Here is a 19,787-nt window from a genome sequence, read left to right on the forward strand (position 1 = left end):
CAGCCCAGGCCGCAGGGCGCGGGGCGCGCAGGACTCAGGGCGCGCAGGACGCGCGGAGCGCAGGGCGCGGACGCGCGGGGACCGAGGCGGCGACGGGCGGCGAGGGGGCGGGCCGAGGCGCGAGCTCGCGGGGCGGGCGTTCGCGGGGTGTCTTCGAGGAGCGAGCTGAGCGCTAAGAGCGACCGTCAATCGGCTGGCAGTGGCAGTCCGTAAGCAACAACGCCGTTGCGTTTAGCGGTGTCGGCGTTTGGCAAGTCCCTGTTCGAAGATCGTGATGGTGGCGTTGATGGTGTAGGTCTGGGCGGTTTTGGGGTGTTGCCCGGCGTTCGGGCCGTACTTGCTGGTGGGGTTTTTGCGGGTGCGGGCTTTGTGGCGTTGGCGGCGCCGGGCGGGCAGGAGGTTGGTGAGGATGGCGCGGCCGATGGCGCCGAGCGGGTCGGTCGGGCTGGTGGGCAGGACTGCGGTGGCGGTGGTGATGGTGTCGGCGGCGGTCTGGACGAGGACGGTGCAGCTGATCCGGTCCATGTCCAGGCCGGGTCGGGTGGCGGCGGCGTCGCCGGCGGCGCGGATGAGGGCCTGGTAGGTGGTGAGCAGGGCCCAGACTTCCTGCTCGATGCCGGGGATGCTGCGGGAGCGTAGGACCCGGCCGTCGAGCATGGTGGCCTTGATCGAGTAGTAGGTGGTTTCGGCCTGCCAGCGTTCGTGGTAGAGGGCGATGAGTTCGTGGGCGGGGTGGCGGGTGTGGTCGAGCAGGCTGGTGATCAGCCGCCACTGCTCGCGGCGGACGGTGCCGTCGGCCAGGGTGAGGGTGATGCGGGCTTCGATGATGCGGACCGGGAGCAGGTTGGGCAGGACGCGGTAGCCGATTCGGGCCAGGTAGGAGCCGTCGGGTAGGCGGTGCTGGATGGTGGGGCGGCGTTGGGCGCCGCCGCGGATGAGGAACTGCGCGCCGGTGGTGTGCACGTCGTGCAGGAAGGTGGCGGCGTCGAAGCCGGTGTCGGCCAGTAGCAGCATGGTGCGGTCCAGGGCGTGCAGCAGCCGGCCGGCGTAGACGAGTTCGCCGTCGGTCTCGGGGCCGAACGCGGCGGCGAGCAGGGCCCGGGTGCCGCACTCGATGAGTACGAGCAGCCGTAGCAGCGGGTAGCCGAACTCCCGCTGTTCTCCGGTGCGTTTGGGGTAGCGCCAGGTGATCTGCTGTTCGTCGGGGACGTGCAGGCTGGTGCCGTCGATGGCCACGGTGCGCAGTCCCCGGTAGCACACGCCGGGCTGGCGTGGCAGGCCCACGACACCGGCCAGGGTCTCGAACAGCCGGCGCAGCGGCGCGGCGCCGATGCGCCGCCGGGCCCGCGCGAGGGAGGACACGTTCGGCCGGGCCAGGGACAGGCCCGTCAGGGCCGCGGTCAGCTTGCCCCAGATCGCCTGGTACGAGGAGTGCTCGAACATTGCCAGGGCCAGGACGAAGTACACCACCACCCGCGATGGCAGCAGCCGCAGCCGCCGCTGCCGGGTCCCGGTCTCTTCCAGCACCGCGTCGACCAGGTCGAAGTCGATGATCTGGGTCAGTTCGCCCAGATGGCCTGGCGCGTACACACCCCCGGCCACCGTGATCGGCCTGGTGATGACAGACTGCTGCTGCAACGGGACTCCTGGAAGACGATCAAGTTGCTCGACACAAGTTGATCTACCAGAAGTCCCGTTCGCACCAAACACGGGCCCTTGACACAGCCGCCAACCGCCAAACGCAACGGCGTTGCCGTAAGCAAGTCTCCGTGATCATGCGCTCGGCGGCAGCGGTGTGCGGGGTTCTTCTTGATCACGGAGTGAACGTGCTGCTCCTTGTACATTTCCACTCCGGGATCATGGAGAACGTGCTGGCCGGCCGGCGCAGGTCGCGGGCGCGGCCGGCGCCGATCGGGCTTGGCTTCTCGGGGCGCCGACGGCCAATTCACCCGGTGAGCATGAAAGCGACAAACTACGACGGCCCGGCTCGAAGCACGCTTCGAGCCGGGCCGTTGATTCACGTGAAACGGACTTAACCCGCCCGGGCCAGCGCCGGGGCCGGTGGCGGCTCGAGCAGGTCGTCGTGGATCGGATCCTCGTTGTAGACGCCGCCGTCGGGGTCTTGGCCCTCGTACGTCTGCCGGACCACGTCCTCCTCGGGCTGCCGGATGTCGCGGATGACGTACCCGACCAGGACGGCGAGGGTGACCAGGCGCAGGAGGGAGGCGAGCACGAAGACGCCCTCCGGGAAGACCTGCCGTCCGGAGGCGCCCATGAGCTCGCCGTAGAAGGACACGAAGTAGATGACCTCCGCGACCTGCCAGGCCAGGAACGCGCCCCAGCGTGGTCGGGCGAGCACGGCCAGCGGGATCAGCCACAGGACGTACTGCTGCGACCACACCTTGCCCGTGATCAGGAATGCCGCCACGATCAGGAACGCCAGCTGCGCCAGGCGGGGCTCCTTCCGGGCGGTGAGCCCGAGGATGAGGATGCCCGCGCAGCAGATGAGGAACAGCCCCAGGTACAGGGTGTTCAGCGTCGAGTGCTCCGGGTCGAGGTCGAGGTTCTGGAAGAAGGGCAGGCCGTACTGCCCGGACCCGCGTGGGAAGTGCGCCCCGATGTACCACAGGGTGCCCCAGTCGATCCCGCGCAGCTGGTTGAACTGCCAGAACTTGACCCACGAGTCCCAGAAGAAGTACGCGACGGGCGCGTTCACCACCACCCAGGTGGCGACGCCAGTGCCCACGGCGACGAAGAAGTCTCGCCACTTGCCGGTGCGGATGCTCAGGACGAGCAACGCACCGATGATCAGCATCGGATAGAACTTCGCCGCTGTCGCCAGGCCTAGGAACACGCCGGCGAGCACGGGTTTTCGCTTCGCCCAGTAGGCCATGGCCACGGCGGTGAGCCCGACCGTGAACAGGTCCCAGTTGACGGTCGCCGACACGAACAAGGCCGGGGCGACCGCGAGCAGGGCCGCGTCCCAGGGCCGGCGGCGGCGCACCGCGAGCGTCGCGGCGACGGCCACGACGCCGAAGGCGCCGAGGACGATGGCGTTGACGTCGTAGAAGGTCTGCCCGTCGTTCTGGACGATGCCCCGCTGGTGCAGGTCGTGCACCGGCAGGCCGAGGACGCCCATGAAGGCGCCGGTCAGCACCGGGTACTCGACCTGGTGGTCGGCGTAGGGCACCTGGCCCTCGTTGAGGCCCTCGGCGTAGTACAGCGCGAGAACGTCGGTATAGCAGAAGTACTTGTACTGGTTCATGTCCACCCAGGCAGCGTCGCGACAGGGGGACTTCTGCACCCAGTGGAAGCTCAGCATGGCGCAGATGAGCAGCAGTACGACGCGGGCCGGGGTCCAGAACCGGCCACCGCCGGGCAGCCGGACGCGGGACCGCACGGCATGGGTGCCGAGCGGGCCGCCGATCGACTCGGAGAGGCCGGCGATGAAGTGGTCGGAGTTGGCGGGCTCGTCGACTAGATGCTCTGGGCGCACACTCGGCTGGCCCAAACTCATCGGCATCGTGTCACCGTACCGTCGCCGGCTCGGATGTGGGTGAAAGCCCCGGCTCGAAGCGGGAATCCGCGCGGATCGGCAGGGCGAACAGGAGGGCCACCATCAGCAGGAGGTACCAGTTCTTGATCAGGAACCCTTGCACCCCGTGGCTCCAGGGGTCCAGCGGCAGCCCCTGCTCGAACCAGGAGACCAGGCCAAGCCCGACGGTGACCGCGATGACGACCGCGAACCAGGCACGGCGGCGGGCCGCAGCGAGAACGATCAGCGCGGGCACGAACCAGTAGATGTGATGGACCCAGGTGATCGGGCTGATCAGGCAGCCCACGATGCCGGTGATGGTCAGGCCGACGACCTCGTCGCCGGCGAGCGCCGCCCGGCGCGCCCGCCACAGCCCGAACCCGAGCGTGAGCAGCACCAACGCGGCCCAGAGCAGCCGGTTCGGGTCGTGCGGGGCGGCCAGGCGGGCGAGCATGCCGTAGAAGGACTGGTTGAACGTGTACGCGGCGTTGCCGATCCCCTCGCCCTGCCACAGCGCGTCGGTCCAGAAGTGCACCGAGCCGCGCGGCATGACGGCCAGCGCCACCAGGCTCGCCGCGGCGGCGCTCGCCATGGCGGTCAGCCCGGCCCGGTACCGGCGGCTGATCAGCAGATACACGATGAAGATGCCCGGGGTGAGCTTGATGGCGGTGGCGAGGCCGATGAGCACACCGGCCCACCGGCTGCCCCTCGGCATGAGCACGAGCAGGTCGGCGAGGACCAGCAGAACGAGCACCATGTTGATCTGGCCGAACGTGAAATTTTCCCGAATCGGCTCCAGCGCGCTGATCACCGTCAGGGCCAGAACCAAAGCGAACGGCAACTCCCAGCCCTTGCCGCGGGCGACCGGGGCGACCAGCCAGTACGTCGTGACGAGCACGGCCACGACCGTGACCGCGCTGTAGAGCACCACGGCCGGCATCCAGGACAGCACCGCGAACGGCACCAGGACCAGCGCGCCGAAGGGCGGGTAGGTGAAGCCGAGCGAGCCCTGGGTGTCGTCGGGCTTCACGTAGTCGTAGATGTCGTGGCCGTCGAGCCAGAAGTTCACGGCCTGTCGGTAGATGCCAAGGTCGAACCAGTCGTGCCGGTTGCGGTACCAGATGTGGCCGTAGACGACCAGCGCCACGAAGAGCCCGAGCAGCACCCACCGGACAGCCCTGCGCCTGCCCGTGTCCAACGCACACCCCCAAAGACTGCGGCCACGGTCCCGGCGAACATACCGCCGGTGCCGTGGCCGCACACCGCTGCCCCGCTACCCGTCAGCGTCTTCGGGTCGGATCGATGGTCGGGACGATGCCGCCACCGTTGCCTCCCGGGCCCTGACTGCCGCCCGGGTTACCCGGATTGCCAGGGTTGCCAGGGTTGCCCTGGTTGCCATCACCGGGGAAGCCGCCCGGGTTGTTCGGGTCGATCGACGGGTCGATGGTCGGCTGCGGCGAGACGCCGCTGCCGACGTCGATCCGGCCGGTGTTCGCCGGCGGCCTGAAGTTGACCTTTGGCTCCTTGAGCTGCGTCAGCGCCGCGTCGAGGAAGTCTCTCCAGATCGGGCCGGGCAGCGTGCCACCGATGATGGCGTTACCGGACTTGTTTTTGATCGGCTGCTCGTCGCCCTTGTTGCCGACCCAAACCGCGACCGCGAGACCGGGCGACCTCTTGGCCGGGTCGTAGGCGCTGTAGCCGACCATCCAGGCGTGCGCGTTGCCACCCGCGCCGTTGTTGCCGCCGAACTGCCAGGTGCCGGTCTTGCCGGCGAGCTGGCGCTGATCGTGCGCATAGAGCTTGTAGTGCTTCGGCACTCGCTGCAGGACGGTGCTGAGGTCGTCGGCCATCTGGTCGGTGAAGCCCGGGATGCGCTTCGGGTTGATGACCTCGCCGTAGGTCTTCTTGCCGTCGGACCACACCTCCTTGAGGAAGTGCGTCTTGGCCGCGACGCCGCGGGCCGCGAAGGTGGCGATGCCGCCGGCGTGCTCCAGGACGGTCACCGGGTACTGACCGAAGCCGACCTCCGTCTGGAAGAACTTCGGCGACACCTTGGCGCCGTCATTGGCCACCAGGTCGATCTTCTGCGACTTCCCGCCGACGGTCGCCCACATGTCGGTGATGCCGGCGGCGCGGGCCGTGTCGATCACCCTGGCCGCGGTGACCTTCTCGGTGAGCGCGAAGAACGGCACGTTGAGTGACATCTCGGTGACCTCTGCGAGGGTGCACCACTTACCGCTGCCCGATTCACACTTCGGCGACGACGGGGAGCCGTCGCCGGCGTTCTTGACCGGGTTTCCGCCCTTGATCGTGCGGCCGCTGTCCGGGAAGTCCGCCGGTGACTCGCCGTTCCACCCGGAGTCGATCCGGTATCCGGCCATCAGGCCGGTGGCGAGCGTGTAGACCTTGAACGTCGAGCCCGGCGGGTGGCCGCCGCAGCAACTGTCCTTGCCGTCGCCCAGGACGGGATCGTTGTAGTAGCCGGCGTAGTCGTTGCCGCTGCCCTTGTCGCCGCCGTAATACGCCTTCACTGCGCCGGTTCCCGGCTCGACCGCGACGAGTGCGGCCTGCAGGTTGGGCGGCTGGCCGTTCATGTTCGATTCCTTGTTGCGGCTCGCCTCGCGCACCGCGATCGGCTGGATGTCCTTGTCGATCGTGGTCACGATCTTGAGGCCGCCGTTGCGGATCCTGTCGAAGTTCTTCTTGCCGTCGGCGTCGGTGTCCTCGTAGATCAGCGCGCCGGTCTTGGGGTCGGTCAGCGCCGCGACCTCGCCGAGGACGTGGTGGATGATCAGGCCCTCGGGCTTGTCGAGGTTCGACGACTGCCCGGAGTTGGCGCGCCACTCGGCCGGTGTGATCACCTTGTCCGGGTACTTCATGAGGGTCGGCGCGTCGGCCTCGGAGCAGAATTTGAGCGCAAGCATCTGCCGCTTGATGTAGTCGAACCGGTCCTGCGCCTGCGCCTTGTTGATGTTCGGGTCGAACGGGCTGCCCTTGGCGTTGCTACCCTCGGGGTTCTTGATCAGGCCGGCCAGGACCATGCCCTCGGCCATCGTCAGCTTCTCGGCGGGCTTGGCGAAATACGCCTGGGCGGCCGCCTCGAGGCCGTAGGCGCCGCGGCCGAAGTAGACGACGTTGAGGTACATCGCCATGATCTCGTCCTTGCTGTACTGCTGGTTGAGCTTCAGTGCGATAACGGCCTCGCGCACCTTGCGCCCGTAGGTGACGCCCTCGAGGTCGGCCCAGTGCCGCGCGTATTGCTGGCTGATCGTCGAGGCGCCCTGCCGGTCGCCGCCGGTCACGTTGTTCCAGGCCGCGCGGACGACGCCCTTGTAGTCGACGCCGTCGTTCGTGTAGAAGCTGTTGTCCTCGGCCGCGACGACCGCGTGCTGCACGTCCTGCGGAATCTTTTTCAGCGGCAGGACGGTGCGGTTCTCGCCGATGCGCCCCATCGGGGTGACGCCGTCGGAGTAGTAGATGGTCGTCGACTGCTTCAACGTGATGTCGTCGGGTAGTGCGACCTGGTCGAAGTAGTACGTACCACTGACCATGCCGATGCCCGCGATCATGATGAAGGCGGCGATCGAGGCGATAAGGATGTTGCGGCGACGGCGCTTCTTGGCCTTGGCGGTCGAACTGCGGCCGCTCGGGCCGTCGGAGCCGCCCCTGCCGCCGGAGCGCCCCGGCGGGAAGTCGCCCGGGCCGCCGGGCCCGTCGAGGATGTCGGCGCCCGGCGCGCCGACCGACGCGGAGCCGACAACGGCGCGGCCGACGGTGGCACGGCCCGCCGCGCCCGACACCGACGCGGAGCCGGTCACGGAGGCGCGACCGGTCGTCGGCTCGCTCGGGGGCACGCGTGCCGAACCCACGCTCGCAGAGCCGACGCTCGCGGAGCCGCCGGCGCCTGGCGGGCCCACGCGTGCCGAACCCACGCTCGCTGAACCGACGCTCGCGGAGCCGCTGGCGCCGCTGGGGTTCGCCCGTCCCACACTTGCGCGCCCGACCTGGGCCCGCCCGGCCGGCGGGCCGGAGGATGGGGGTTCCGGCTGGATCCCAGGAACCTGCGCGCGGCCCGATTGGGGGTTGCTCGGGTCACCGTAGTTCATTCGTCCCACCTTGCCGGTTGCATCGTCGTCGCATGCTCCGTCGCCATCATGTCTGTGACCTGAGCCACTCGTCGGGCGGCCTGGCCGTCGCGGCGCCGCTGCCACGCGTCGCGGGCCCCAGCAGGGGGTCCGCGCCTTCGCTCTCGTCCTCGTGACAACGCGTCGACACGCGCAGCAGGTTCACTCGGCCGTCCCTCCCCGCAGGCGCGACGGCCGCTCGCCGTCGTCCTGCCCGGCCGCGAGCCCGTCGCGGCCCAGGAGGTACTGCTCTATGAGGTGGTTCCAGCCGCACTCGCGGCAGACCTCCACCACGTAGACGTGAAACTCACTCAGCGTCATCGCCAGGATCGGCAGCTCGGCGAGGCGGCGGGCTTGTCCGGAGGACTGCCGCAACTCGTCCCCATAGATGTAATGCACATGGGTGAGGTTCTCGCGGCGGCAGACGGGGCAGAGCTCGTCCGTCGGCTCGCCGTGGAACTTCGCTGCACTTTTCAGATATGGCGATGCGTCGCACACCTCATAGGTGCCGACGCGGCCCGACTGCACCTCACGCAGCAGGGCGCGTCTCCGCAAGGAGAAGTCCACGACCTGACGCTGGGTACGCATGCGCCCGAGGGTACGCGGTCCTGCCGCCGAGGGCGACCTCGGTCACGATCGGTAACCGTCCGATAGACGACCAGCGCTGTGTTCGAACCCACTTGGTCAGTTTTGTTGCATCCGTTCGGGGTAGAGGCTTACCGTTCGATGTATCGGACCGATACATCGGGCCGGTTACGGGAAGGAGGCCGGGAGTGCTCGAACTGGCGATCCTGGGTCTCCTGCACGAGTCCCCGATGCACGGTTACGAGCTGCGCAAGCAGCTGACGACCAAGCTGGGGGCGTTCCGCTTCGCCATCAGTTACGGCTCGCTCTACCCGACGCTGCGCCGCCTTCAGGCGGACGGCTGGATCACCGAGGGTGCGCCGGCGGGCATGCCGGCCAGCACCGAAGAGGTGCCCCTGCTCACCGGCAAGCGGGGCCGCGTGGTCTACACGATCACCGCGGAAGGCAAGGAGCGGTTCCAGGATCTGCTCAGCGCCGCCGGCCCCGAGACCTACGACAGCGAGGCCGGTTTCGGGGTGCACTTTGCGTTCTTCGCGCGCACCGACCCCGCGACCAGGCTGCGGATCCTCGAGGGCCGCCGTCGTCGCGTCGAGGAGCGTCGTGAGGGCATGCGCGACGTGCTCAGCCGGGCCGCCGAACGACTCGACGCGTACACGCTCGAACTGCAGCGTCACGGCCTGGATGCCTGCGAGCGCGAGGTTCGCTGGCTCGAAGAGCTCATTGCGAACGAACGCAATGGCACGACCCCTCAGCCGCCTTCGGCACAGGATCCGGAGCGGTCATCGTGAACAACAAGAAGGAGGCATCCGCGATGGGCTCCGTCCGCGTTGCCATCGTCGGTGTCGGCAACTGCGCCTCGTCCCTGATCCAGGGCGTGGAGTACTACCGCACCGCCGACCCGAATGACCGGGTACCGGGTCTGATGCACGTCAAGTTCGGCGACTACCACGTCGGCGACGTCGAGTTCGTGGCGGCGTTCGACGTGGACGCGAAGAAGGTCGGCCAGGATCTCGCCGCGGCCATCAGCGCGAGCGAGAACAACACCATCCAGTTCTGCGACGTCCCGCCCACCGGCGTGACCGTCCAGCGCGGCCCGACGCTCGACGGCATGGGGCAGTACTACCGCGAGATCATCGAGGAGTCCGACGAGCAGCCGGTCGACGTGGCCGCCGCCCTGCGCGAGGCGCGGGTCGACGTGGTCGTGTCCTACCTGCCCGTTGGCTCCGACGAGGCCGACAAGTTCTACGCGCAGGCCGCGATCGACGCCGGCTGCGCCTTCGTGAACGCGCTGCCGGTCTTCATCGCCTCCGACCCGGTGTGGGCCAAGAAGTTCGAAGACGCCGGCCTGCCGATCGTCGGCGACGACATCAAGAGCCAGGTGGGTGCCACGATCGTGCACCGCGCGCTGGCCAAGCTCTTCGAGGACCGCGGGGTCGAGCTGCTGCGCACCTACCAGCTCAACTTCGGCGGCAACATGGACTTCATGAACATGCTGGAGCGCACGCGCCTGGTCTCGAAGAAGATTTCGAAGACCCAGTCGGTGACGTCGCAGATCCCGCACGAGATGGTGAAGTCCGACGTGCACATCGGCCCGTCCGACCACGTGCCGTGGCTCGACGACCGCAAGTGGGCGTACATCCGCCTCGAGGGCAAGTCGTTCGGCGACACGCCGCTGAACGCGGAGCTCAAGCTCGAGGTCTGGGACTCCCCGAACTCGGCCGGCGTCATCATCGACGCGCTGCGCGCCGCGAAGATCGCGAAGGACCGCGGCATCGGCGGCCCGATCCTGTCGGCGTCGAGCTACTTCATGAAGTCGCCGCCGGTCCAGTACAACGACCACGACGCCCACGACTCGGTCGAGAAGTTCATCAAGGGCGAGATCGAGCGCTAGATCATTCGGTACCGCGAAAGGGCCGGCCCGCGAACGCGAGCCGGCCCTTTTCATGTCAGTGTTTTCAGCCGAGGCCGAACTCGCGCTCGATGCGCACGCGGGCCTCGAGTTCCAGCAGGACCTTCTTGCGCCACAGGCCGCCGCCGAAGCCGACCAGTTTGCCGTCGGCGCCGACTACCCGGTGGCAGGGAATGATGACCGGGATCGGATTGCGGTTGCAGGCGGTGCCCACCGCGCGGGCCGCGTCCGGCTCGCCCACGGCGGCCGCGATCTGGCCATACGTGCGCATCTCGGCGTAGGGGATGGCGTAGAGCTGCCGCCACACCGCGCGCTCGAACTCCGAGCCGCCGCGCACCGACAACGGCACCGTGAATGCGACGTCCTCGCCGGCGAAATAGCGGGTGAGCTCGTCGGTGGCGCGCGCGAGCACCTCGTCCGGCGGCGAGACCGTCACGTTCGGCGGCACGCCCCCGAATTGGACTCGGCATACGCCGGTCTCGTCGACCGCGACCCCGAGCGCATCGATCGGCGCCTGAACCTCGACCCACCGCACGACGCCCATTGTGCCCCTTTCGTCGGACGACCCGGGTGGCGCGGCAGGGTTACCCTGCAGTTGTCGTTGAGGGGAGGGCACGGTGGAGACGACATTCCTCATCATCGGCGGCGTCGGTGTCGCGGTGCTGGCCCTGTCCCTGCTCATCGGCGACCTCCTCCACTTCGGCCATCCCGACGCCGACGGACCCTTCTCGCTGCCCGCCGTCGCCGGCTTCATCGGCGCCTTCGGCTTCGCCGGCGCGGCCGTCGGCGCGCTCACCGGCTCCGACGGCCCGCTCGTGCCCGCCGTCGCCGGCCTGGTCGCGGCGCTGCCCACCGCCTGGATCGCCACCCGGCTGGCCCGCATGGCGATCAACATGCGCACCGACGCGACCCCCACCCAGCGCGACATGATCGGCACCACCGGTGTGGTCGTCACGCCCATCTTGAGCAACGGCTTCGGCGAGGTGCGTATTTCCCTGGGCGGCCAGCCGGTCAAGCTCAACGCCCGCGCGGACCGGCCCATCCCGCTCGGCGCCCGGGTCCTCGTGGTGCAGGCGACCAGCCCCACGAGCGTGATCGTCGAAGAAACCCCCCTATAAATCGTCGGAAGAAACCCCCTCGGAAAAAAGAAGGAAGCAGATGGATACCGTTCTGCTCGTCGCGATCGGCGGCGCAGTGCTGCTGGCCCTGTTCCTGTTGCTCTTCATCGTCTCGCGGATCAAGGTGGCCGGCCCGAACGAGGCGTTCATCATCACCGGCCGCAAGGGCAAGTCGGTGCAGGCCGTCGACGGCACGCGCTCGACGGACCTGTCCGGGCAGAAGGTCGTCATGGGCGCATCGGTCTTCGTAGTGCCGATCGTGCAGAGGCTGCAGGTGCTCGACCTGTCCAGCCGCCGCATCCACGTCGAGATCACCGGCGCGGTGAGCAAGCAGGGCATCCGGGCCAACCTGCAGGGCGTGGCGATCGTGAAGGTCGGTGGCACCGAGGACGCCATCCGCGCCGCCGCGCAGCGCTTCCTCAACCAGCAGCAGGGCATCGACCTGTTCACCAGCGAGGTTTTGGCCGGCGCGCTGCGCGCGATCGTCGGCCGGCTGACGATCGAGGAGATCATCCGCGACCGCACGGCGTTCGCCAGCGCGGTCGCCGAAGAGGCCGAGCACTCGCTGACCAACCAGGGCCTGGTGCTGGACACCTTCCAGCTGCAGGACATCTTCGCCGAGGGCTCCTACCTCGCCGACCTGGGCCGGCCCGAGGCCGCCCGGGTGGTGCGCGACGCAGCCATCGCCGAGGCGCACGCACGCCAGGCCGCCGAGTCCGAGCGGCTCAAGTCCGAGGAGGCGATCGCCGAGGCCAACCGGAACCTGGCCCTCAAGCAGGCCGGGATCCAGGCCGAGATCGACGCGGCGAAGGCGAAGTCGGCGGCCGCCGGCCCGCTCGCCCAGGCCGAGCGCGACCAGGCCATCCTCGCCGAGCAGCAGAAGGTGGCCGAGCGCAACGCCGAGCTCAAGCAGCGCCAGCTCGACACCGAGGTGCGCAAGCCGGCCGACGCCGAGCGGTATCGGGTGGAGCAGGAGGCTGAGGCGGCCAAGAACGCCGCGATCGCCAAGGCCGAGGCGCAGCGGCAGGCGACCATCGCCGCCGCGCAGGCGCAGGCCGAGCAGGCCCGCCTCACCGGTGAGGGCGAGCGGTCCCGCCGCGCCGCGCTCGCCGAGGCCAACGCGATCGAGGGCGCCAAGGAGGGCGAGGCCGAGCAGCGCCGGCGCATCGCCATCGCCGAGGCGCTGGAGCGCGAGGGCACGGCCGAGGCGTCGGCGATCCTGGCTCGCGGCCAGGCCGAGGCCGAGGCGATGAAGCTCAAGGCCGACGCCTTCGCCACCTACGGCGAGGCCGCGATCCTCGACCTCCTCGTCCGGGTGATGCCGGACGTGGTCAAGGCGGCCAGCGACCCGATGGGCAACATCGACAAGATGACGGTGATCTCGACCGACGGCGCGTCGTCGCTGACCAAGTCGGTGGCGAACAACGTCGCCCAGGGCCTGCAACTGGGCACCGACCTGACCGGCATCGACCTGCCCAAGCTGCTGAGCCGGCTGGGTGGCCTGTCGGACGGGGCCGATCCGGTCAACGGCCGGCCCGCCGTCGAGGCGCCGAAGTCCTGAACGACAGAGTGATGCGGAAGTGATTCCAGGGCCCGCGCCGCACGGCGCGGGCCCTCTTCGGCTCGCGCGGGTCGCGCCGTGGTCCGGGCGCCGTAGGCTTTTGCCGTGTCCGCCACCGTCGTCGTCCAAGCCCAGGCGCATTTCGTGCGCGCCGTGCTACGGCAGCGGGGCTTCCGCCGGCTGATAGCCGTACGGATGATCGCCCAGGTCGGCGACGGGCTGTTCCAGGGCGCGCTGGCCGGCAGCGTGCTGTTCAACCCCGAGAAGCGCGCCGGGGGGATGGCGATCGCGGCGGGCTTCGCGATCCTGCTGCTGCCGTACTCGCTCATCGGCCCGTACGTCGGGGTGTTCCTGGACCGCTGGCGCCGCCGCTCGATCGTCAGCGTCGCCAACCTGGTCCGCGCGGCGCTCGTGCTGCCCATCGCGCTGTACATCTGGCGGGGCAACGAGTCACCGATAACGTTCCTGCTCGCGCTCGTGGTCATCGGGCTCAACCGGTTCTTCCTGGCCGGCCTGTCCGCCGCCACGCCGCACGTGGTCACCGACTCCATGCTGGTGACCGCCAACTCGTTCGCCGCCACGCTCGGCTCGCTGAGCTTCTCGATCGGCATCGGCGCGGGCGCGGTGCTCATCAAGACGGTCCTGGCCACGTCGTTCCACGGATATGCGCTGGTCGCCGCGGTCGCCGCGGTCTTCTACCTGGCCTCGGCGCTCGTCGGACGGGCGTCCTTCGACCCCGACGAGCTCGGCCCGGACGCCGAGAGCCGGCGCGACGGCTCGATCCTCACGGCCCTGAACGAGACCAGCCGCGGCACGGCGGCCGGCGTGCGGCACCTCGCGGCCAAGCGCGGCGCCGCCTACCTGATGCTCGCGCAGGCGATGTTCCGGCTGCTGTACGGCGTGATCCTGCTCGCCAGCCTGCTGCTCTTCCGCACGGTGTTCAACCACGGCGACGACGTGAGCGGCTCCTTCGGTACCATCGCCAATGCTTTTGCCGCGGGCGGCGTCGGCATGCTCATAGCGTCGTTCGTGACGCCCCCGGTCACGCGCCGGATCGGCGGCTGGCGCTGGGTGACGATCCTGCTCGCCGCGACCGGCGCGGGCATTCTCGCCTTCGGGCTGCCCTTCGACCCGCTGCCGCTGCTCGGCGCGGTGTTCATGATCAACCTCGCCGCGCAGGGCATCAAGATCGTGACCGACACGTCGCTGCAGCACGAGTGCGCCGACGAGTTCCGCGGTCGCGTGTTCAGCATCAACGACACCGCGTTCAACGTGACGCTCGTCGCCGGCATGTATCTCGGTGCGCTCGCCCTGCCCGACAACGGGCGGTCGGCGCCGGTGCTGATCGCGGTCGCGGCCGGATATGTGCTGGCCGCGGCCGGATATGCGGCACTGGGCGGCCGCTGGGCCCGCCGGGTCGGCGACGACATCGCCGACCCCGGCGGGGCGGTGAAGCCCGCGGCTCAGTAACTGCTGCTGGTCTTCGTCGCGGTCAGGCTGACCTGCGAATTGGTCATGGTGAGGTTGTCACCGTTGCAGGTGTACTTCGCCGGGTTGTCGTCCGTCTCGAACGGGTTGGTCTCGTCGAAGTTGATCGACGGGGCCTTGGTGTTGATCGTGCCCGTCGCCTGGACGTTGGAGTAGGCGATGCTGCCGCTGGTGGTGGCCACGTCCGAGGTCGCCGTCGCGTTCACCGTGATGGTGATCGGCACCTGCTTGCCCTGGATGGTGGGGTTCGCGGTGAAAGTGCTGTCCTTGTACGTCTGACTCAGCTTGCCGTCCGGGGTGAACTTGAACGTCGAGCCGTTCTTCTGCAGCGTGATCGGGACGTTGCCGACGCCGTCCATCGGCATCTGCTCGGTGTAGGTCTTCGTCGTCCACGTTCCGACCAGGCACTCGTCGATCGCGGCCGTCGGCTTCGCGCTCGCCTTGGTGGTGGCGGCGGCCGGCCCGGTGGTCGAGTTGGCCTGCGGCGTGGTCTTGTTGTCGTCGCCGCCCTTCTTCACCAGGGCAACCACGACGATCGCGACGACCAGGACCACCAGCACCCCGGAGAGCGCCAGGATCGGCGTCAGGAACTTGTTGCGGCTCGACCCGCCGGACGAGCCGCCGTAGGTCGCGCCGTAGCCGGTGGGCGGGGCGCTGACCGGGTCGGAGTAGGACGGCGGAGCCGAGTACGACGGTCCGGAGCTGGTGGGGTATCCGGCATAGGGCTGCTGTCCGCCGTACGGTGCGCCGCTGTAGGGCGTGCCGCTCGTCGGCTGCTGTGGCGCCTGTGGGACGCCTCGATAGGTGCGGCACTGCGTGCAGTAGCCGTTCGCATCAATGCCCATGCCGCCGCAGTTGGGACACGGCTGCATGTCTGCCTCCAGATATCAGGTAGTTCCGGGGTTACCGGCCCAGGGGGTTGCGGCCGACGGGGGGATTCGTGCTAGCGACGGTAGCGGACCTGGTCTACACACAGAACCGGCTGAATCGCCACATGCACGACGCACCGGGGTCGGGCTTCCGACAACGAGCAACTAGCGATAAGTCTGTCGCTTTCCGTAGTCTTACGATTACGAAATGTCAACACAACCGGAGCCCGACACCGTGCGGCCGCCCGAGCTCGCCGAGCCGCTGCCGACCGCCGCGCCCGAGCCGGGGGTCCCCGGCGCGGTGCGGCCCGAGTCGCCGCGGGCCGCCGCGCCGGACTCCACCCGCGAGAATCCGCAGTTCGCGCCGCCTGCCGGTCCGCCACCCGGGCCGACGCCCCCTGGCCGGCCCCGATGGGACGTGCCCGTCGCGGGCGGGGCGGCGCTCGCCCTGGCGGTCTGCGCGGTGGTGGCCTATCTGGCGTCCGCCTCAGGGCGCGGGTCGGTCGAGTCCATCGGCGGATCGGTGAGCTCCCCGAGCGGCGGCGCCTCGGGCCGGGGCCCGGCGCCCCAGGTCGGCGAGCCGCTGACCGCCGGGCCCGCGACCAGCAGCGCGGCCGCCGCGGCCGGGACGACGACCGGCCGTCCGGACGGACCGCCCAAGCTCGCCGTGCAGATCAGCGAGATCCGGGTGGCGTGATGCCTTCGGCCTCGGCCCACCGCAACAGCTCCGCGATCGCCTCGTCGTGCTCGAGCGGGCCTCTCTCCAGGCGCAGCTCCTTGAGGTGACGCCACGCGCGGCCGACGATCGGGCCGGGCGGCACCCCGAGCAGCTCCATGATCGCGTTGCCGTCGAGGTCGGGCCGCACCCTCGCGAGGTCCTCCTCGGCGGCGATGCGCGCGATCCGCTCCTCCAGCGCGTCGTAGTCGGCCGCCAGCTGCGCCGCCTTGCGCCGGTTGCGCGTGGTCACGTCCGACCGGGTGAGGCTGTGCAGCCGGGACAGCAGTGGGCCGGCGTCGGTGACGTAACGGCGCACGGCCGAATCCGTCCATTCCCCCCGGCCGTACCCGTAGAAGCGCAGGTGCAGCGCCACGAGCTCGGCCACGTCGGAGATCACGTCCTTGGGGAACTTCAGCGCCTTCATCCGCTGCCTGGTCAGCCGGGCGCCGACGATCTCGTGGTGGTGGAAGCTCACGCCGCCGTCCGGGCCGATCGCCTTCGTCGCCGGCTTGCCGATGTCGTGCATCAGGGCGGCCATGCGCAGCGTGAAGTCGGCGCCCTCGCGCTCGTGGGCGATCGCGTTGCGCACGACGATCAGCGTGTGCTCGTAGACGTCCTTGTGCTGGGCGTGCTCGTCGATCTCCAGCTTGAGGCCGTTGAGCTCCGGCAGAAACTGCTGGGCCAGGCCGGTGTCGACCAGCAGTCGCAGGCCGGCGATCGGGTCGGCGCCGCACATGAGCTTCACGAACTCGTCGCGGATCCGCTCGGCCGTGATCCGGGACAGGTCGCCCGCCATCCGGGTCATCGCGGAGCGCACCTCCGGCGCCACCGCGAAGCCCAGCTGGCTGACGAACCGGGCGGCACGCAGCATGCGCAGCGGGTCGTCGGCGAAGGACTCCTCGGGCTCGCCCGGCGTGCGCAGCACGCGATCGGCGAGGTCGGCCAGGCCGCCGTACGGATCGGTGAACTCGTGGCCGGGCACCGACACCGCCATGGCGTTCACCGCGAAGTCGCGCCGGCGCAGGTCGTCGGCGAGATTGTCGCCGTAGCACACGATCGGGTTACGGCTGACGCGGTCGTATGCGTCCGCACGGAACGTCGTGACCTCGATGCGCAGCCCGCGGCGGGCGAGACCGATCGTGCCGAACTCCTGGCCGGTGGTCCACACCGCCTCGGCCCAGCCGTCGATGATCCGCAGCGTCTCCTCGGGCCGGGCGTCGGTGGTGAAGTCCAGGTCGTCGCCCAGGCGGCCGAGCAGCGCGTCACGGACCGAGCCCCCGACGAGATACAGCTCCCGGCCGGCCTTGGCGAACCGGCGGCCGAGCTCGTCGGCGACGGGGGAGACGCGCAGCAGCTCGTGCACGGCACGGCGCTGGGCCTCGGTCAGGGCGCGGGCGGAGTCGGACATCGTCATACGCGTGGTCTCGGGCATCGGTCGAACAGCCTATCGCTACGGGGTGAGCAGGCACCGAGGGTAGCGGCCGCGTGCTCGTCCCGTCGCGCGAAATCCGCCGGGCCGCCAAAGTGTCGGTGGGTGCCACTATGGTCTGTGCTGCGAACGGAAGTACGGCCGAGTCGAGGTGTGGTGAATGGATTCCGGTACGGACCCGGCACAGCGCGGGGGCTGGAACGAGCCCACCGTCCGGCTACACCCGACCGGCGGCGCCCATCGCGTCCCTGAGGAGCCGACCCAGGTGCTGCCGCCGGCCCCCGAGCCGCGGCCGGCCACACCGGCCCCGCCCGACCCTGGTCAGACCGTCCGGCTGCACGTCGGCCAGCGGCCGGAGGGCATGACGTTCGACCCGGCCAACGCGCCCACCGTCGCCCTGCCACTGATCACCCCGCGCCCGCAGGTGGTCGTCGACGCGCCGGTCGTGGAGGAGTCCGCCCCGCCGTCCGCGGCCGACGACGACAGCACCGGCACCGTCGTGCGCAACAGCAGCACGATGGCCATCCTCAGCCTGGTCAGCCGGGCGACCGGCTTCGTACGGGCGGCGGCCATCGCGGCGGCCATCGGGGGCGGGGTGGTCGGCGACGACTACACGCTCGCCAACAACCTGCCCAACCAGGTGTATGAGCTGCTGCTCGGTGGGGTGCTCGCCAGCGTCCTGATCCCGACGCTGGTGCGCGCCCGCAAGGAGGAGCCCGACCGCGGCCAGGCGCACGCCCAGCGGCTGCTGACCCTGGCCGCCGTCGCCCTCGGCGCGGCCACTCTGATCGTGGTCGTCGCGGCGCCCCTGATCACGGCGATCTACACGCTCGGCAACGACAAGGTGACGTCGGCCGACCGCGACCTGGTCACGCTGCTGGCCTATCTGCTGCTGCCGGAGATCTTCTTCTACGGCCTGGCCGGCATCTTCGCCGCGATCCTCAACGTGCGCGGGCAATTCGCCGCGCCGATGTGGACGCCGATCCTCAACAACGTCGTCGTCATCCTCACGGCCGGCGTGTTCATGCTGGTCCGCGACGGTGGGCGGCCGACCCCCGACACGATCACCCTCACCCAGGTGCTGGTCCTCGGCGTCGGCACCACACTCGGCATCGTCGTCCAGGCGGCCGGCCTGTGGCCCGCGCTGCGCAAGACCGAATTCCGCTGGAAGTGGCGCTTCGACTTCCGCAAGCTGCACCTGCGCGAGCTGGGCAAGCTCGGCGCCTGGATGCTGCTCTACGTCGGCGTCAACCAGCTGGGCATCACCGTCGTCATGGCGCTGGCGAAGCAAACCCAGCTCCACGGCGGCGCCGGCCCCGCCGTGTTTAACAACGCGTTCCTGATCTTCATGATGGCCCACGGCATCGTGGCCGTGTCCGTCATTACCGCGATCATGCCGCGCATCTCCGCCGCCGCGGCCGACGGCCGGTTCGGCGACGTGACCGACCAGCTCGCCCAGGGCAGCCGGCTCGCCTCGGTGATCCTCATCCCGGCCGCCGCGATCTACGTGGTCCTCGGCCGCCCGCTCGCGGTGACGCTGTTCAACTTCGGCAGCTACGACTACGACCAGGCGCTGGCGACGGGCTCGGTGGTCGCCGCGGCCGGCCTGGGCCTCGTGCCGTTCGCGCTGAGCCAGATGCAGACGAGCGTGTTCTACGCGATGCGCGACACGAAGACGCCGGCCCTGGTCAACATCGGCGGCGTGGCCGTCCGCCTGGTGCTGGACATCGGCTTCTACTTCATCCTGCCGGTCGCGGTCGTGACGACCTCGCTGATGGTGGGCACGGCCCTGTCGTACATCGCGGCGCTCATCGTCGGCTACGTGCTCCTGCGCCGCCGTCTGGGCCGTCTGGGCCTGCGCCGCCTGCTGGACACCCTCATCCGCCTCGGGGTGGCGGCCGCCGCCGCCGGCCTGCTCGCGCTGGGGACCTCGTGGGTGATCGGCCAGATCATCGACCCGGGCAAGCTGCAGGGCATCGTGCAGCTGCTGGTCGGCAGCGCGGTGCTGCTGGCCGGGTATGCGGCGGGCGCCGTGTTCCTGAAGGTCCCGGAGGTACGGCAGTTCGCGGGCATGGTGCGCTCGCGGCTGGGTCGCTGACGGCGCCCGCGCCCCGCTGACCGACCTCGCGCCACCGGGGCGGGCCGCGCTGGCGGGTCGTCGCAGCGCAGGGGGTCGGCGCGCCCCGAGCCGGGAAGGCCGAGGCTGCCGAGACGCATAGTCGCGGATACGGCGGGCAGACACTGGGTCCCGTCGGCGGGACGAGCCGGAGTGGGCACGGGCGCGGCCCGGGGAACTGGGAGCCGGCCCACCAAGAACAGTGGATGCCGAGTCAGCCGCGCGCGTGAACTCTGCAGGTCGATGTTGCGCGGGAACCTGGTGGTGCCTTTTACCTGCGTGCATCGCGGGTTGTGCGGAGATTGGCGATTTGTCGTGTTCGGCCAATGCGCGTG

Annotated in this window: 14 protein-coding genes and 1 pseudogene; 7 read left to right on the forward strand and 8 right to left on the reverse strand. The window is 69.8% G+C overall.

The features are described 5' to 3' along the window. Window positions 1-231: 231 nt before the first annotated feature. From ACGFI8_RS11620 to ACGFI8_RS11640, 5 genes and pseudogenes are all read right to left on the reverse strand, one after another. Complete coding sequence (locus tag ACGFI8_RS11620) at window positions 232-1,638, reverse strand: IS4 family transposase (RefSeq protein ID WP_392803340.1); 1,407 nt, start codon at window positions 1,636-1,638, stop codon at window positions 232-234. Window positions 1,639-2,032: 394 nt separating this feature from the next. Continuing rightward, window positions 2,033-3,517 (reverse strand): glycosyltransferase family 87 protein, encoded by a 1,485-nt coding sequence (locus ACGFI8_RS11625; protein WP_392804047.1) that lies wholly within the window; start codon window positions 3,515-3,517, stop codon window positions 2,033-2,035. A 70-nt stretch (window positions 3,518-3,587) separates the two neighbouring features. Then, a pseudogene (locus tag ACGFI8_RS11630) lies at window positions 3,588-4,733 on the reverse strand (glycosyltransferase 87 family protein); the annotation flags it as partial. 82 nt (window positions 4,734-4,815) lie between these two features. After that, on the reverse strand, window positions 4,816-7,404 hold the full coding sequence (locus ACGFI8_RS11635; RefSeq protein WP_392803342.1) for a transglycosylase domain-containing protein: 2,589 nt from the start codon (window positions 7,402-7,404) through the stop codon (window positions 4,816-4,818). A 417-nt stretch (window positions 7,405-7,821) separates the two neighbouring features. After that, a complete protein-coding gene (locus ACGFI8_RS11640) occupies window positions 7,822-8,247 on the reverse strand; it encodes a DUF5318 domain-containing protein (protein WP_392803344.1) in 426 nt (141 codons plus the stop codon). Between the two features lie 185 nt (window positions 8,248-8,432). Here ACGFI8_RS11640 and ACGFI8_RS11645 point away from each other — a divergent pair, with 185 nt between their 5' ends. After that, a complete protein-coding gene (locus ACGFI8_RS11645) occupies window positions 8,433-9,032 on the forward strand; it encodes a PadR family transcriptional regulator (protein WP_392803346.1) in 600 nt (199 codons plus the stop codon). A gap of 23 nt (window positions 9,033-9,055) precedes the next feature. After that, window positions 9,056-10,135 carry an inositol-3-phosphate synthase gene (locus ACGFI8_RS11650; protein ID WP_392804049.1) on the forward strand — a complete coding sequence of 360 codons (1,080 nt, stop codon included), beginning with the start codon at window positions 9,056-9,058 and terminating at the stop codon, window positions 10,133-10,135. Window positions 10,136-10,199: 64 nt separating this feature from the next. On the opposite strand, the gene ACGFI8_RS11655 is transcribed toward ACGFI8_RS11650, so the two are convergent. Continuing rightward, window positions 10,200-10,688: a methylated-DNA--[protein]-cysteine S-methyltransferase gene (locus ACGFI8_RS11655; RefSeq protein ID WP_392803348.1), complete on the reverse strand. Its 489-nt coding sequence runs from the start codon at window positions 10,686-10,688 to the stop codon at window positions 10,200-10,202. An 82-nt stretch (window positions 10,689-10,770) separates the two neighbouring features. Between ACGFI8_RS11655 and ACGFI8_RS11660 the strand changes: the two genes are divergently transcribed. The 3 genes from ACGFI8_RS11660 (at window position 10,771) to ACGFI8_RS11670 (ending at window position 14,302) form a co-directional block, all read left to right on the forward strand. Beyond that, the gene (locus ACGFI8_RS11660) at window positions 10,771-11,271 is read left to right on the forward strand and encodes an NfeD family protein (RefSeq protein ID WP_392803350.1); all 501 of its coding nucleotides are present in this window, start codon (window positions 10,771-10,773) and stop codon (window positions 11,269-11,271) included. Between the two features lie 40 nt (window positions 11,272-11,311). Beyond that, window positions 11,312-12,832: an SPFH domain-containing protein gene (locus ACGFI8_RS11665; RefSeq protein WP_392803352.1), complete on the forward strand. Its 1,521-nt coding sequence runs from the start codon at window positions 11,312-11,314 to the stop codon at window positions 12,830-12,832. 105 nt (window positions 12,833-12,937) lie between these two features. After that, on the forward strand, window positions 12,938-14,302 hold the full coding sequence (locus ACGFI8_RS11670) for an MFS transporter (RefSeq protein WP_392803354.1): 1,365 nt from the start codon (window positions 12,938-12,940) through the stop codon (window positions 14,300-14,302). Here ACGFI8_RS11670 and ACGFI8_RS11675 read toward each other — a convergent pair. Then, window positions 14,296-15,165 carry a hypothetical protein gene (locus ACGFI8_RS11675; protein WP_392803356.1) on the reverse strand — a complete coding sequence of 290 codons (870 nt, stop codon included), beginning with the start codon at window positions 15,163-15,165 and terminating at the stop codon, window positions 14,296-14,298. The two genes, ACGFI8_RS11670 and ACGFI8_RS11675, sit on opposite strands and share 7 nt — an antisense overlap. Window positions 15,166-15,397: 232 nt before the next feature. On the opposite strand from ACGFI8_RS11675, the gene ACGFI8_RS11680 reads away from it, so the two are divergent. Beyond that, complete coding sequence (locus ACGFI8_RS11680; RefSeq protein ID WP_392803358.1) at window positions 15,398-15,886, forward strand: hypothetical protein; 489 nt, start codon at window positions 15,398-15,400, stop codon at window positions 15,884-15,886. Here ACGFI8_RS11680 and ACGFI8_RS11685 read toward each other — a convergent pair. Next, window positions 15,864-17,315: a CCA tRNA nucleotidyltransferase gene (locus tag ACGFI8_RS11685; protein ID WP_392803360.1), complete on the reverse strand. Its 1,452-nt coding sequence runs from the start codon at window positions 17,313-17,315 to the stop codon at window positions 15,864-15,866. The genes ACGFI8_RS11680 and ACGFI8_RS11685 overlap by 23 nt on opposite strands. Window positions 17,316-17,496: 181 nt before the next feature. Between ACGFI8_RS11685 and murJ the strand changes: the two genes are divergently transcribed. After that, window positions 17,497-19,434 carry a murein biosynthesis integral membrane protein MurJ gene (murJ, locus tag ACGFI8_RS11690; protein ID WP_392803362.1) on the forward strand — a complete coding sequence of 646 codons (1,938 nt, stop codon included), beginning with the start codon at window positions 17,497-17,499 and terminating at the stop codon, window positions 19,432-19,434. Window positions 19,435-19,787 lie beyond the last annotated feature (353 nt).

The sequence above is a fragment of the Dactylosporangium sp. NPDC048998 genome (assembly GCF_043197855.1).
Taxonomy (GTDB): domain Bacteria; phylum Actinomycetota; class Actinomycetes; order Mycobacteriales; family Micromonosporaceae; genus Dactylosporangium.

What these genes read in the sequence shown, in the direction of transcription:
- ACGFI8_RS11650 (WP_392804049.1), top strand. Translation starts at nt 9,056, where the DNA reads ATGGGCTCCGTCCGCGTTGCCATCGTCGGTGTCGGCAACTGCGCCTCG.
- ACGFI8_RS11685 (WP_392803360.1), bottom strand. Translation starts at nt 17,315, where the DNA reads ATGTCCGACTCCGCCCGCGCCCTGACCGAGGCCCAGCGCCGTGCCGTG.
- ACGFI8_RS11640 (WP_392803344.1), bottom strand. Translation starts at nt 8,247, where the DNA reads ATGCGTACCCAGCGTCAGGTCGTGGACTTCTCCTTGCGGAGACGCGCC.
- ACGFI8_RS11675 (WP_392803356.1), bottom strand. Translation starts at nt 15,165, where the DNA reads ATGGGCATTGATGCGAACGGCTACTGCACGCAGTGCCGCACCTATCGA.
- ACGFI8_RS11625 (WP_392804047.1), bottom strand. Translation starts at nt 3,517, where the DNA reads ATGAGTTTGGGCCAGCCGAGTGTGCGCCCAGAGCATCTAGTCGACGAG.
- ACGFI8_RS11665 (WP_392803352.1), top strand. Translation starts at nt 11,312, where the DNA reads ATGGATACCGTTCTGCTCGTCGCGATCGGCGGCGCAGTGCTGCTGGCC.
- ACGFI8_RS11680 (WP_392803358.1), top strand. Translation starts at nt 15,398, where the DNA reads ATGTCAACACAACCGGAGCCCGACACCGTGCGGCCGCCCGAGCTCGCC.
- murJ (WP_392803362.1), top strand. Translation starts at nt 17,497, where the DNA reads ATGGATTCCGGTACGGACCCGGCACAGCGCGGGGGCTGGAACGAGCCC.